The 13,638-nt window shown below is 70.3% G+C and carries 10 protein-coding genes; 4 read left to right on the top strand and 6 right to left on the bottom strand.

Going from position 1 to position 13,638, the window contains the following annotated elements; all coding sequences use genetic code 11:
* The 3 genes from H0E82_RS05975 to H0E82_RS05965 are packed head-to-tail and all read right to left on the bottom strand — an operon-like array spanning window position 1 to window position 2,389.
* Window positions 1-519, bottom strand: a complete 519-nt coding sequence (locus tag H0E82_RS05975; protein WP_180544533.1) for a TRAP transporter small permease — start codon at window positions 517-519, stop codon at window positions 1-3.
* Between the two features lie 29 nt (window positions 520-548).
* Window positions 549-1,541, bottom strand: a complete 993-nt coding sequence (locus H0E82_RS05970) for a TRAP transporter substrate-binding protein (protein WP_180544532.1) — start codon at window positions 1,539-1,541, stop codon at window positions 549-551.
* A complete protein-coding gene (locus H0E82_RS05965) occupies window positions 1,538-2,389 on the bottom strand; it encodes a 2-keto-4-pentenoate hydratase (protein WP_235974196.1) in 852 nt (283 codons plus the stop codon). The genes H0E82_RS05970 and H0E82_RS05965 overlap by 4 nt, the downstream gene beginning before the upstream one ends.
* Before the next feature lie 139 nt (window positions 2,390-2,528).
* On the opposite strand from H0E82_RS05965, the gene H0E82_RS05960 reads away from it, so the two are divergent.
* The 4 genes from H0E82_RS05960 to H0E82_RS05945 are packed head-to-tail and all read left to right on the top strand — an operon-like array spanning window position 2,529 to window position 7,072.
* Complete coding sequence (locus H0E82_RS05960; RefSeq protein WP_180544531.1) at window positions 2,529-3,479, top strand: alpha/beta hydrolase; 951 nt, start codon at window positions 2,529-2,531, stop codon at window positions 3,477-3,479.
* The gene (locus tag H0E82_RS05955) at window positions 3,476-5,080 is read left to right on the top strand and encodes a carboxylesterase/lipase family protein (RefSeq protein WP_180544530.1); all 1,605 of its coding nucleotides are present in this window, start codon (window positions 3,476-3,478) and stop codon (window positions 5,078-5,080) included. The genes H0E82_RS05960 and H0E82_RS05955 overlap by 4 nt, the downstream gene beginning before the upstream one ends.
* The gene (locus H0E82_RS05950; protein WP_180544529.1) at window positions 5,077-6,150 is read left to right on the top strand and encodes a glycoside hydrolase family 43 protein; all 1,074 of its coding nucleotides are present in this window, start codon (window positions 5,077-5,079) and stop codon (window positions 6,148-6,150) included. Before H0E82_RS05955 ends, H0E82_RS05950 begins: the two co-directional genes overlap by 4 nt.
* A gap of 40 nt (window positions 6,151-6,190) precedes the next feature.
* Window positions 6,191-7,072: a rhamnogalacturonan acetylesterase gene (locus H0E82_RS05945; RefSeq protein ID WP_180544528.1), complete on the top strand. Its 882-nt coding sequence runs from the start codon at window positions 6,191-6,193 to the stop codon at window positions 7,070-7,072.
* 716 nt (window positions 7,073-7,788) lie between these two features.
* Here H0E82_RS05945 and H0E82_RS05940 read toward each other — a convergent pair.
* From H0E82_RS05940 to H0E82_RS05930, 3 genes are read right to left on the bottom strand one after another with little or no spacing between them, the layout of a single operon-like run.
* Entirely contained in the window at window positions 7,789-11,607 is a 3,819-nt protein-coding gene (locus H0E82_RS05940; protein ID WP_180544797.1) for a LamG-like jellyroll fold domain-containing protein, read from the bottom strand.
* A 53-nt stretch (window positions 11,608-11,660) separates the two neighbouring features.
* Complete coding sequence (gene pelA, locus H0E82_RS05935) at window positions 11,661-12,758, bottom strand: pectate lyase (RefSeq protein WP_235974194.1); 1,098 nt, start codon at window positions 12,756-12,758, stop codon at window positions 11,661-11,663.
* A complete protein-coding gene (locus tag H0E82_RS05930; protein ID WP_180544527.1) occupies window positions 12,755-13,624 on the bottom strand; it encodes a pectinesterase family protein in 870 nt (289 codons plus the stop codon). The genes pelA and H0E82_RS05930 overlap by 4 nt, the downstream gene beginning before the upstream one ends.
* Between the last annotated feature and the right edge of the window lie 14 nt (window positions 13,625-13,638).

Below are 13,638 nucleotides of genomic sequence, written 5' to 3'. Positions count from 1 at the left end.
TCAGAGGCCCTCCCCGGCCGGCGCGGCGCGCAACACGCGCACGAAACGGTTGAGTGCGAACAGGACCATCAGCGCGCCGCCCAGCGACAGGGGCAGGTAATTGATGCTCTGCGGCAGCCGCGCGCCGGCGGCCTTGATGTGCAGGCCGTCCAGCAGCAGCACGGCACCCCACCAGGCGATGACCGCGCCGATCGCGATGATCACCAGCGGCACGAGCAGCTCGACCAGACGGCGGAGCGCCGGCCGCATGTGCTCCTGCAGCAGGAAGAAGCCGAAATGGCGGTTGGTGTGCACGCCGGCGGCCGCACCGAGACTCATCGCGATGCTCAACAGCAGCAGCGTCACCGGCTCGGTCCAGCTGGGCGAATCGTTGATCACGTAGCGGGCGAATACCTGCCAGCCCTGGACGATCACCAGACCGGCCAGCGCGGTGGCGGCAATGGCGATGACGCCGTCGGCGAGCCGGTCGAGGGCGCTCCTGGATGCGCTGTCGGGCGCGGGCGTCGTGTCTTCGGACATCGTGGATTCCCGGGTCGGATCCTGTCGGATCAGGCGAGGTCGCGGATGCGACGGTAGAGGGTCTGCAGCTCCGGCTGGCGCAGGTAGCGCTCGCGCAGCGGGCGGGCGGCGTCGCGGAAGGCGTCCATGTCGACGTCGTTGAATGCGATGCCGTGTTCGGCCACCGCTTGGCGGGCCGCGCCTTCGGATGCGTCCCAGGCCCGGCGCATCACCGCAACCGATGCACGCGCGGTGTCGATCAGCAGGTCGCGGTCGCCCGGACGCAGCGCGTCGAGGGAGCGCCGCGAGATCAGCAGGATGTCCGGCGCGTACGAATGCTCGCTCTGCGACCAGAAGCGCGCGGCCTCGAAGTGCCGGCTGGAGTGGAAGCTGCGCATGTTGTTCTCGGCGCCGTCGATCATCCGGGTCTCCATGCCCGAGAACGTGTCGCCGAGCGACATCGGCGTGGGATTCGCACCGAGCAATCGCACCAGATCGATGAACATGTCGGAGGAGGCCACCCGCAACTTCAGACCGTGAAGGTCCTTCGGCGAGACGATCGGATGCCGCGTGTTGTAGAAACAGCGGGCGCCGCTGTCGTAGACCGCGAGCCCCACCAGATCACGTGTGGCGAAGCCGTCCAGTACCGACCGGGCCACGCCCGCATCCAGCGCATGGCGCATATGCGCCACGGAGTCGAACGCATAAGGCAGGCACAGCGCGGTCGTCAACGGAAACGCATTGTTGAGCGCGCCGGCATAGACCCGGGTCATGTCGATCGCGCCGAAACGCGCCATGTCGATGGCCTCGGACTCGCGGCCGAGCTGGCCGGAGTGATACTGGCGCAGACGCACGCGTCCACCGGTTTCGCGCGCCAGCGTCTCGCCGATCCACCTGACCGCCTCGACGGTGGGGTAGTTGGCGACGTGGACGTCGGTCGCGGTCAGCAGCGTGCCGGCATCGTCCGCGCGCAGGAGTCCGGGGACCAGCGGCGCCGCGCAGGCCGCGCCGAGCCCGGCGAGGAAGGCCCGCCGCGTGCTCATGCCACACGCTCCTCCGCGACCGGCGTGGCGGCGCGGGCGGTGAGCACGATCTCGCCATGGCCGTCGAACACCACGCGGGCGCGCTGGCCGGGCAGAATGTCGTGGATACCGGTGGCATTCCCGGTCGCTACCAGGTCGCCCGCCTTGAGCGGACGCCCACGTCGCGCCGAGCGTGCGAGCGCGAACGCGAATGCAGCGCGCAGGCCTCCGGGCAGAGTGGTCGCGCCACCGGTGCCCACGCAGACATCGTCGATCCAGCTCGCCGCGGTCAGCGACGCCTCGTCGCGTGCGGTCCAGTCCGCAATCTCGGCGCCGACCACGAGGCCGTTGTTGTTGCCGAAATCCGACACCACCACGCGGGGGCCGAGCTGGTTGATCGTCGCCAGCGGGCTGCTGGCCACCTCCAGGCCGATGAACAGCGTGGATGCGAGCGCCGCGGCTTCGTCCGGCGTCCACTCGGTCTTGTCGCCCGGCGCGTCCGCGTCGAGTCGGAGCACGTACTCGGCCTCGATGGCACCGAAGCCACCTGAAAAGACCTCGAAGCCGCTGGCCTCGCCTGCCTGTTGCAGACGCGAGCGGAACACCGGTCCCAGCAGGCGGTCGTCGCCCGATGCGTCGCGTTTCTCCGGCGCGATGTAGCCGACCTTCCAGCCGACCAGGGCGTCGGGCCAGTGCGCGATGGCCTGGTCCTGCACCGCGTAGGCGGCTTCGAGGTCGACCGGGATCTCACCGGGAAACTCCGGAAGCGAGCGCCCGGCGCGACGGGCGGCGAGGAAGGCGTCGACGATGCCGCGGGTGTCGCCGGTCGGCGCCGCGTGCGACGACGGATGCGCGGAGGCATTGTTCAAACTCGGTACTCCTGCCTGGGTCCGTGTGCTGCACCGCAGATCGCGATGCCTGGGGGAGTCTTGTATGGTAAACCGGTGTCATCTTCAATGTGCAGTGCGGCAAAAGTGTCGCGCCGCTGTTGCGCGAGGAGCGGAAACAATGCGGAAACGCGTCGTGGTTGCAGTGTTCGGGGCGTGCCTGACCGCGTGCATGGGCGCTGTGGCGGCCACGCCCTCGCGCGACGACGACGTTCCGATCATCGCCTTGTGGCCTGCTGCGGGGCACGATGATCCTGCGCGCATCACCGAGCGGAGCAGGGACGCCGCGCGACCGGATCGCATCATCGAGGACGTACGCGCGCCCTACCTCGCGGTGTACGCACCCGCCCGTCCCAACGGCACCGCGCTGCTGGTCACGCCGGGTGGCGGCTATGCGCGCATCGTGCTCGACAAGGAAGGCACGGCGCTCGTGCCCGCGTTCGTCGACGCTGCGGGCATCACCCTCTTCGTACTCCGTTACCGCCTGCCCGATCCGGTGCATGCCGAGGGCGCGGATGCTCCGCTCGCCGACGCACAACGCGCGATGCGTCTGATCCGCGCCCGCGCCGCCGAGTTTTCCGTCGATCCGGGCCGCGTGGGCGTGCTGGGGTTCTCGGCCGGCGGCCACGTCGCCGCGCGCCTGGCAACGACATCCGACACCGCGTACGCGGACGTCGATGCCGTCGATGCGGAGTCCCCGCGCCCCGATTTCGCACTGCTGGTCTACCCCGTGATCGCGATGCAGGCGCCGTTGGCCCATCCGGGCTCCCGTGCGCGGGTCATTGCCTCGGCGCCGCATGCCGACGGCGATCTCGACCGCTACGCGCCTCACCTGCACGTCGATGCACGTACGCCCCCGCTCTTTCTGCTGCATGCGCAGGACGACGACGTGGTGCCGGTGGGCAACACGCTCCTGATGCACGCCGCCGCGCTTCGCGCCGGCATTCCCGCATCCCTGCACGTGTTTCCCGCCGGCGGCCACGGCTTCGGCACACGCGACGTCAACGGCGCACTCGCGCGTTGGCCACAGCTCGCTCTCGACTGGATCCAGGAACGCACGACCACGCCATGACCGACCCGTCCGACCCACAGCGTCGCCGCTGGCTGCTCGCCGGCGCGGGCACCGCTGCATGCCTCGCCCTCCCGGTCTCGGCCATGTCCTTGGCCTCGCCGCAGACCACCCTGGCGCGTGTGCGCAGTGGCCGCATCGCCGGCACTGTCGAGGATGGCATCCATGTCTTCCGCGGCATTCCCTACGGCGCCGATACCGCGGCGCGCCGCTGGCAGGCCGCGACGCGCGAACCCGCATGGCGCGGCGTGCGCGATGCGCTCGACTACGGACCGTCCGCGCCGCAACGCGGCGGCGAAGGCCCGGGGAGCGAAGACTGTCTGCGCGTCAATGTCTGGACCCCGGCGCTGCGCGACGGCGCGCGTCGCCCGATCCTGGTCTACATCCACGGCGGAGGCTTCACCACCGGCTCGGGCAGCGATCCGCTCTACGACGGCGGCGCGCTGTGCCGCAGTGGGGATGTGGTGGTGATCACCCTCAACCATCGGCTCAACGCCTTCGGGTATCTGCACCTGCGCGATCTCGGCGACGCGTCGTTCGCGCACGCCGGCAATGTCGGGCAGCTGGATCTGATCCAGGCCCTGGAGTGGGTGCAACAGCACGCGGACGAGTTCGGCGGCGACGCCGGCAACGTCACCGTGTTCGGCCAGTCCGGCGGCGGCGCCAAGATCGCTACGCTGATGGCCATGCCGGCCGCGCGCGGCCTGTTCCACCGCGCGTGGACGATGAGCGGGCAGCAGGTCACGGCCGCGGGCCCGCGCGCGGCCACCCAGCGCGCGGAACTGTTTCTCGGTGCACTGAACGTCGCGCCGAGCGAGCTCGCGCGGCTGCGCAGCCTGCCGATGCAGGCCTTGCTCGATGCGCAGAGCGTGCGCGACCCCTCGCGCGTGGAAAGCAGCGCGCTGTACTTCGGACCGGTCGTCGACACGGTAAACCTGCCGCGGCACCCGTTCTGGCCCGATGCACCGCCGCAGTCGGCGCACATCCCGATGGTGATCGGCAACACGCGCGACGAAACGCGCGCCTTCCTCGGCAACGATCCCGACAACTTCGCGCTGACCTGGGACACCCTGCCCGCCAGGCTGCGCACTCAGCATTTCGTGGATCTCGACCCCGTGGTCGTCGTCGCCGAGTACCGGCGCCTGTATCCGGATTACACGCCGTCCGAGGTGTTCTTCGCCGCGACCACCGCCGGTCGCTCGTGGCGCGGTGCGGTCGAAGAACTCGAAGTGCGCGCCGCGCAGGGGACCAACACCTGGGCCTACCAGCTGGACTGGTACCCGCGCACCGACGAGGGCGCGCGCCTGCGCGCGTTCCACACGCTCGACATTCCGCTGGTGTTCGGCAATACCGGCGTGAGCGGCGCAAAGACCGGCGACGGCGAGGACGCACGCGCGGTCGCGGCCACGATGCGCGACGCCTTGCTGGCATTCGCACGCAACGGCGACCCCAACCACGCCGGCATGCCGACCTGGACGCCGTACTCGATGACGGCGCGCGAGACGATGGTGTTCGACGCCACCGCACGGCTCGAGCACGATCCGCGCGGCGGGGAACGTATGCTCTACCGGCAGGCGCCCTTCCTCCAGCGAGGCACGCAATGAGCACCCGCCCCACCATCCTGGCCCTCGCCTCCGCCGTGCTGCTCGCCGGCTGCGCGTCGACATCGCTCGAGTCTCCAAGCGACGGCGCGTCCACGTTCCGCCACGCGCCGCTGGTGCGCGAGGCCTTCATTGCCGATCCGTCCGCGCACGTCTTCGATGGCCGGATCTACGTCTACGGCTCGCACGACGTCGACGAGCCGCCGCGCGACGACGAACCGGGCAGCGCCTTCGTGATGCGCGATTACCGCGTGCTGTCGATGGACCGCATCGGCGGGCCGGTGATGGTGCACCCGCCGGGGCTGCGGCTGGAAGATGTGCCTTGGGCCGACCGGCAACTCTGGGCACCCGACGCGACGCACCGCGACGGCCGGTATTACCTGTACTTCCCGGCGAAGGACCACGACGGCATCTTCCGTATCGGCGTGGCCACCGGCGACCGGCCGGAAGGCCCGTTCACCGCGCAGCCCGAGCCGATCCCGGGCAGCTACAGCATCGATCCGGCCGTGTTCGTGGACGACGACGGCGCGCGCTACATGTATTTCGGCGGCATCCACGGCGGCCAGCTGCAGCGCTGGGTCTCGGGCCGCTACGACCCGGCGATGGGTGAGACCGATCTGCAGCAACCCGATGCGCCCGCACTGATGCCGCGGGTCGCGCGGCTGTCCGCAGACCTGCTGACCTTCGCCGAGACGCCCCGTGAAGTGATGCTGCTCGACGACACCGGCGCCCCGCTGCTCGGCGGCGATCTCGACCGGCGATTCTTCGAGGCGGCCTGGGTGCACAGACACGACGGGCGCTACTACTTCAGCTATTCGACCGGCGACACCCACACCATCGCCTATGCGACCGGCGACTCCCCGTACGGCCCGTTCACCTATCGTGGCGTCGTGCTCACCCCGGTACAGGGCTGGACCACGCACCACTCGATCGTCGAGGTCGACGGCCGCTGGTGGCTGTTCTATCACGACACCGAACTGACGGATCGCACCCATCTGCGCAGCGCGAAGGTCGCCGAACTGGTGCACGAGGCCGACGGCCGCATCCGCACCATCGATCCCTTCGTGCGCTGATCCCGCGCGCATGCGCCTGCTTTCATCCGGAGCCGTTTCGATGCGCCATCCCCGCCTGCTTCCACTCGTGCTGTGCTGCGCGCTTCCGCTCACCGCCTTTGCGGCGGACGATCCGATGCGTCCACCGGTCACGCCGATCAGCGCCAGCAAGATCGTGCTCGTCGGTGATTCCACCACTGCCGTGCAGGGCGGCTGGGGCGGGGCGTTCTGCGATCGCCATGTGGCCTCGTTCCTGGCTTGCACCAACCTCGCCCGCGGCGGCCGCAGCACCTACAACTACCGCGCCGAGGGCTCGTGGGCCATCGCGCTGCACGAGATGCGCGCGGGCCCCTTCGACGCGGTCTACGTGCTGGTGCAGTTCGGCCACAATGACCAGCCGGGCAAGCCCGGGCGTTCGACCGATCTGGCCACCGAGTACCCCGACAACCTGCGCCGCTACGTCGCCGAGATCCGCGCCGCCGGCGCGCACCCGGTGCTGGTGACGCCGTTGACCCGGCGCCAGTTCGAGGGTGGCCGGCTGCTCGACGATCTCGCGCCGTGGGCCGAGGCCACGCGCCTGGTCGCGCGTGAACTCGGCGTGCCGCTGGTCGATCTGCATGCGCGCAGCCGCGCCCTCGTGCAGGGTATGGGGCCGGTGCTGGCGATGCGCGCCGCGCAGCGACCGGCGTCGCCCGAGCAGGTCGCTGCCGCGCAGGCGGGCACGACGATCGGCACGCCGCCCTCGACCGCACCGGCGGCGACCACTGGTCCGCCAGTCCCGGCCACCGCGCAGGACAACGCCGCAGCCGAGCCGATGGGCCAGGCCAAGCTCGCCTTCGACTACACCCATCTCGGGCCTGAGGGCGCCGCGCTGTTCGCGGCGATCGTCGCCGATGAACTCGCGCAGCAGGTGCCGGCGCTGCGACGCAATCTGATTCCGTGACGGCGCTGCGTCGTGCGTGCCGCTCGCCGGTATGAGCGCGGCGCGGCCACGGCCGGTCGGATTGCCGTGCCGTAGGGACGCGCTCCTACGACGGTCAGGGTGCCGCACAGGACCCGCCACGACATCGACTCCCCATCTGCGCCGCCGGAACCGACGGACGCTTCCGTGCAGACATGCGAACGCGGGCGCCGCCTGGCCCCGTCACACCCATTCCGCTCCCGTGGGCACGCGCACCTGGGCCTGAGGGCGCCGAGCTGTGCAGGGCGATCGTCGCTCCGCTTGATTCTCTTGTGCTGCACGTTCATCCGATTCCGCTGCCGTTGCGCGCAGCGGCGGCGGCGGACGGCCTCGATGCGTGCGGCCGCGGCCCGGCGGTGGCCTTCATGGGCGCGCGCTCGCGCCGAAGGTGGCCGTACACACCGGCCTTGGTCGCGCGTGCGCGGCGTCTGAAGGCGTTGGTGACGAAGCGAGACTGCTGGGTGCCGGCCACGGGACGACGCCGTGGCAGACGCTTCGGACCCCGGGCCTCTGCCACGTCGATGGCACGCACACGATGCGTCCGGGAGACGCGCCGTTGCGCGCGAGCTCGCGCCTCCGCCGGGCCCGGCGACGACGCCTGTGCGGAGCCGCAATGACGCGAAGGTGCTTCGGGAGCCGCGATACGCGGTCTGCCTGCGACAGGCCCTGCGGCCCGAAGACCGCAGGCCTCGCCCGCGTCAGCGCACCTCGGCGACGTTGTTGAGCCGGGTCACTTCCTCGCCGTCATCCGCCAGCGCGATACGCACGCGTCCGCCGCGCGGATCGACGCCTGGAGCGTGTTCGAGCCGAAGCGTCGCGGTTCTGGGCCGCAGGTCGCGCGGCGCCTCGAGGGCGGGAATTTCCGCGCGCGCGAGCTCTCGGCCACGCGCATCTTCCAGCACCGCGATGCCGGCCGGCGAATCGACATGGCCCAGGCCGTGCACGGTCACCTCGATCGCGCCGTCGACCACGCGCACGTCACCGCGGCCGATGCCGATGTCGGCGCGGGTCTCCACCGGCGTGCCGGCCTCGATCAGCTCGAACTCGAACACCTCGGTGCGGCCGGGCGCGAACGCCAGCTCCACCGACGTGCTGGTCTCGAGCGTCACCTCGCGCGTCTGCGCGCGGCCGTCGATCGCCTCGTCGCCATTGCGGTCGACGCCGCTGGTGATGCGCCAGCGCCCGGCCGCGACATTCCAGCCGGTCATCGCCGCGCTGGCGCTGCGCGCGCCGGTGTTGTGCGCGATCACCTTGAAGCGCTCGCGCGAGGGCGCCGACACCAGCAGCGCGACGGTTTCCGCCTGCGCATCGTCGGCGAAGCGCCAGCTCACCGTGTGACCGGGATAGGTCGAATTGCGCTTCAGACCGAGCCCACCGAGGCGCACGCGCTGCAGGAACTCGCTGTGCGCCTCGACGCGGTCCGACCACCAGTGGCCTTCGGTGTTCATGTACTCGCGCATCGCCTTGGCCTGGATGCCGTCGGCATGCAGGGCTTCGAGATAGGCCTTGTCGCCGGTCTGCTGCCAGGCGAACACGCTCTGCACGCCGGTCTCGCCCTTGTCGGCCGACTGCTGCAGGCGCTGGCCCCAATCCTCGCGGCGGCCGAGTGCGTCGACGTAGTTCTCCGACAGGTTCGACAGGCCCGCGGGGCCGGCCCGCTCGACGCGGTACTCGATCGGGCGCAGGTACTTCGCGTCGCCCGTCCAGCGCCAGGCCGCCCAGTACAGATGCATGGTGTCGGCGCCGCCGGAGCCCTCGAACAGGTTGCCGCCGCGACGCTCGCCAGTGGCCCAGTTGATCTCGTTGGGCAGTTGCCAGGCGCCGGCCTCATCGGTGTAGGCGTGGGCGAGATACCCGTCGGCCAGGCCGGTGATCATGCCGCGGCTGGTCGGGTCGGCATTGAACACGCCGAGCACGAACGCCGGATGCAGCACCGGGAACGAATACGGCTTCTGCCACTGCCAGCGCGGCTCGCGGTAGACCTTGTTGCCACCGAACCAGTTGCTCGAGAACAGCAGATGGCCCTGCGGATTGCGCAGCACGATCTTCTCGTCGAGATCGCGCACGGTCTCCATCAGCCGCGTCATCGTCAGCGGGTCACCCCAGTTGAGCAGGCTCATCGCACTGTTGGTGTTGATGCCTTCCTCGTAGGCGTGCAACTCGTCGGTCTCGATCATCGACAGACCGCCGGCGAACATGTCGTTGGCGTAGGCCGCATCGGCCAGTGCGGTGATCGAGGCGTTGATCTTGTCCGGCATCACCCCCATCAGCGCCAGGCCCGGCCACTGCTGGGACAGATCGCTGTCGTCGGAGATGCCGCCGCCGAAATCGCCGAACTCGACCTGGCGCTCGTCGATCCACCATTCGATGAACCGGCGCACGGCCTTGAGGTCCTCGAGCTGGCGGAACGCCCACAGCGGCACCCCGGCCGGCGCCTGCGGCTGTTCGAACGGCGGCAGCCCCTGGCTGTTGTAGCTCATGTAGTTCCAGTAGCGCCGGCCGAGCTCGTGATCGGGATCGACGCGCAGCAGATCGCTGATGTCGGCGAACACGCGCTGGTAGAGCCGTTGGCGCTTGGACGTGGTGTGCTCCTCGACCAGGAAGCCCCAGTTGTCGCGCACCTGGTTGAAGCGATCGGCGACGTGCTCGGCGATCGCCTGCTCGCGCGGCTTGTAGACCATGCGCACCTCGGCGCCGTCGAGCGACATCGCTTCGAAGCCGGGTGCGGCCGAGGCGATGCTGATCCACAGACTGTCCTTGGTGAGGATGCGGTCGCGCATGTCCAGCCACAGCGTGCGCTTCTGACCCGGGGTCACCGAGACCGACACGTCGATCATGTCGCGCGCCGGCCAGACCGGATCCTTGATGCGGATGTTGAGCGGAATCGCCGGCGCGCCGTCGACCGTGTGCGTCGCCGGCAGGTCGAGCGCGGGGATGTCGATGGCGATGCCGTCGAGCCCGTCGTGCATGTTCTCCCAGCTGTGCGCCCAACTGCGGATCAGTGGCTGCGCCGCCGGCGCGTCACTGATGCCCGAGGGGATCAGCACGTGCACGATCGGCTGGGCGTCGGCAGCCTGTGCCTGGGTCGCCGCACGCGTGCGGAACGCGGCGCGGCCCGGCAGGGCCAGCGCCATGCTGCGTTCGCCGGGCGCGAAGCGGCCCTCGATGTAGGCGCGCAGATCGGCGAGGTTGGTGTAGTCGATCTCGGCATTGCCGCGGATCGTGTAGGCCTGCTTGACCGACCCTTCCGGCTCGGCCGCATCGCTGACGTGGTAGGCCCAGATCTGCTGGATCGGCGTTTCCTGCGCGGCGTTCTCGAAGCGCAGGTGGCCGCCGCGGCGCTCGTCGAACGTGTCGACGGTGCGCACCACGCCCTGCGGCCGCGTGAACAGCGGGGCCAGCGCCTCGGGCCCCTCGCCCGCCCGCGCCTGGCCGTAGGCGGCGCCGCGCAGCTCGATGCGGTTCCACGGCTCGTCGGGCAGGGTCAGGTCCAGCGCCTTGCCGCCGTCGACGTAGGTGTCCCAGTCGGGCAGCTGGAAGTAGTCGTCGCGCCCGCGCAACCGCGAGCGGTTGTAGACACCCGGCCAGGTGGTTTCGGCGATGCCGTCGGTGCCCTTCCACATCCACTGCTTGAGGTCTTTCGCATCCGCGAACTCGACCTTGCGGATCGTGGTCGTCGCGGCGCCCAGCAGCGGCGGCGCCGCGCCGTCCTGCCAGCCGTGGCGGAACAGCCAGGCCGCGTGACGGTCGTCGGGCGCCACCGCGCTCGTCGGCGCGCGGAAGCCGCGCACGGCCTGCACGCCGGCGGCATCGAGCATGCGGTCGTGCACGCGGATGTCGTCGAAATCGCTGCCGCGCAGGAAGTTGTAGCGGCTCTGCACCTGGTGCGGCGCCAGGATGCGCGCGGCGAGGCCGAACTGGTCTAGCCCGGCGTCGTAATCGAACGACGCCTGGGCGTTGGCCGGGCGGTCCTCGCGGGCGACTTCGCGGCCGTCGACGTACAGGCGCACGCCGACGGTTTCGTCCCAGGCGAAGGCGATGTGGGTCCAGGCGTCGGCGGCCGGCGGCGTGTCCATCTTGAACGACACCCGCGAGCGCGCGAGGTTGGCATCGGTGACGAAGGCATCGAAGCCCTCACCGTTCCAGTCGATGCGCAGCCAGGCCATGTCCCAGCTGGAATGGTCGGCATAGCCGACGCGGAAGATCACGAACGGCGCCTCGCCGACCGGATCGCGCGAGCGCCAGAAGAAGCTCAGCGTGCCGCGCGCGGCGTCGATGTTGCCGGGCGCGTTCCACGACAGCACGCCGTCGTCGTCCCATTCGATCGCGCGGCCACGCGCGCCGCCATCGACCAGGCGCACCTTGTCCTTGAAGTTCGGCACCGGATCGCCGGCCGCGGTGTTGGCGACGAAGTCCGCATCGGCGGAGACATGGAACAGCAGGCGCGGTGCCTCCTGGGCGTGGAGGGAGGCGGACAGCCCCAGGGCACAGGCGACGGCCAGGACCCGCTTCGACATCTGGTTCAACGTGTTCTCCTCTACAGCGCACCGGCGCAGGCGCCGGCGCTTGGTTAACGGTGTCCCGAAGAAGCGCGGGACGTGGCCAGGCCTCGTCGCCAGGCGGGCAATTCCTTTTCCAGCAGCCGTTCGGGCCAGGTGCCGTACCAGGCGTAGCCGGTCCGACGCTCGCGCGACATCTCCGGCAGCGCACCGACGACTTCGCCGCCGCGGTCCACCAGCAGCGGCGCCTGCCGCTCCAGATCGTAGAAGCGCGCCCACAGCGTGGCCCCCGCGCGTTCGACCAGACGCACATCGCGCGGCCGGCCGCCCGACGCGCCAATACGTTCGATCGCCGCATTCCTCAGCGCGTGCGCGGCGAACCAGTCGCAGGCACGCTCGACCGCATCGACGATCGCCGGCGACGGGTCGGGCTGGCGCATCAGCAGGCGGACGATGTCCACCGACTCCGCGCTGGACAGCGACGGCAGCTCGTAACTGCGCGCGGTGGCAGGCGCCAGCGTGGTCTCGTCGTACTGCGCGGCCCAGACGGTCGGCACGCCGTCGATGCGGACCTGCAGATCGAGGATCAATGCGATCGCCCGGTCCACCGCCGCGCGGGCCGCTTCACCGCGCAACGGCGCGAGCGCGGCGACATCGCCCTTGCCTTCGGCGATGTCCTGGAGCAGGCCGACGACCCGGGTCATCGCGTCGTCGTTGAAGGTCACCTGGCTGCGATAGCCGGAGCGGTCCGGGTAGAACTGCGGCCAGCCGCCGTTGGGATACTGCGCGCCGAGCAGATAGTCGACGCCGCGCAGCGCGCTATCGCGATAGCGCTGCTCCCCGCTGTCCCGCCAGGCCCTGGCGAGATGGAGGATCTCGCGCGTGGTGGCGTTGTTGTCGATCGTGGCATCGTCGGGCCGATCGACCTGCGCGAGTACGGTGTGTTCGACCGCGTTGAACGGCCGCGTGTAATCGATGGCCTCGCCCGCAAGGTGCTTGGGCCAACCGCCGGACGCGGTCTGTGCCTGCAGCATGCGCTCGGCCACCGGGTCACCTTCCGCTGCGACGACACCCGCGGACGCCGCGAGCATTGCGGTGAGCAGCACACAGATCTGCAGGACGCACATCCGCACTCGTTGCATCGACAGCACGCGCATCGGCATTCTCATTCGAACGGTCTCCAGCCCTGCATCAGTGTGAGGGGATCGGGCGGCGCGCCGCCATCCAAGCGCCACGACACGCGCCCGTCCAGCGCGCTGCCCGGTCCGCTGTTGCCGGTTTCCGAGAAGCGCGCGGTCATCTGGTTATCGGGCTTGCCCCAGTCGTGCCAGCCGGCGGCCGGCACCGGCGCATCGAAGCGGCAGTCCGCGAAATGACTGGCGCCGTGCGGGCGCCACGGGCGTCCGAGATACACCCGGGCCACGCCGGGCGCGGCGGTGAGCGTGCAGCCCCGGAACACGAACCCATGGGCCTGGTCGGCAGGTGTGGACGGCGCGGTGATGTAGCCGTCGCCGACCGAATGCAGAGCGCAGCCTTCGAACAGCGCGGTGGCGGCGCCGAAGATGTAATCCACCGTGCCCTCGATGCGGCAATCGCGGAACCAGGCCCGCGTGCCGGCCTTGCGCAGGTACAAGGTGTCCTGGTGACCGAGCAGATGCACGTCGCGGAACGACGCACGGGTGCTGTCGACGACCAGCGCGACCGCCTGGCCGACCGATCCGGCATCGTTGGCGATGGTCAATGCTTCAGCGTGGAAATCTTCGGCACGTACGAACATCGTCGCCGAGCCGTACGTGCCGAACGGCTCGCCGGTGCGCGGATCGATCCGGCCGGCATGGTGGTCGTTGACGATGCGGGTGCGCGCCGCGCCCTCGCCGATGAAGCGCAGTGCGGGAGCGCCGGGCGGCACGTCGACGACGCCCCGCCATGTGCCGGCCCGGACCCGGATCGTCGCGGCTTCACCGCCTGCAACCGCCACGTCGACCGCCGCCTGGACGCTCGGGAACGCGTCGTCCTCGTGCGCGACAGTGAACACGCGCCCGGCCATCG

Origin of the sequence: Luteimonas deserti, assembly GCF_013425765.1 — a bacterium.
GTDB classification, from domain to species: Bacteria; Pseudomonadota; Gammaproteobacteria; order Xanthomonadales; family Xanthomonadaceae; genus Luteimonas; species Luteimonas deserti.
This window is presented reverse-complemented; position numbering and strand designations above follow the sequence as displayed.

Bases quoted from the DNA above. Each gene is read 5' to 3' on its own strand.
- H0E82_RS05975 (WP_180544533.1), bottom strand. From the start codon at position 519: ATGTCCGAAGACACGACGCCCGCGCCCGACAGCGCATCCAGGAGCGCC.
- H0E82_RS05970 (WP_180544532.1), bottom strand. From the start codon at position 1,541: ATGAGCACGCGGCGGGCCTTCCTCGCCGGGCTCGGCGCGGCCTGCGCG.
- H0E82_RS05960 (WP_180544531.1), top strand. From the start codon at position 2,529: ATGCGGAAACGCGTCGTGGTTGCAGTGTTCGGGGCGTGCCTGACCGCG.
- H0E82_RS05955 (WP_180544530.1), top strand. From the start codon at position 3,476: ATGACCGACCCGTCCGACCCACAGCGTCGCCGCTGGCTGCTCGCCGGC.
- H0E82_RS05950 (WP_180544529.1), top strand. From the start codon at position 5,077: ATGAGCACCCGCCCCACCATCCTGGCCCTCGCCTCCGCCGTGCTGCTC.
- H0E82_RS05945 (WP_180544528.1), top strand. From the start codon at position 6,191: ATGCGCCATCCCCGCCTGCTTCCACTCGTGCTGTGCTGCGCGCTTCCG.
- H0E82_RS05940 (WP_180544797.1), bottom strand. From the start codon at position 11,607: ATGTCGAAGCGGGTCCTGGCCGTCGCCTGTGCCCTGGGGCTGTCCGCC.
- pelA (WP_235974194.1), bottom strand. From the start codon at position 12,758: ATGAGAATGCCGATGCGCGTGCTGTCGATGCAACGAGTGCGGATGTGC.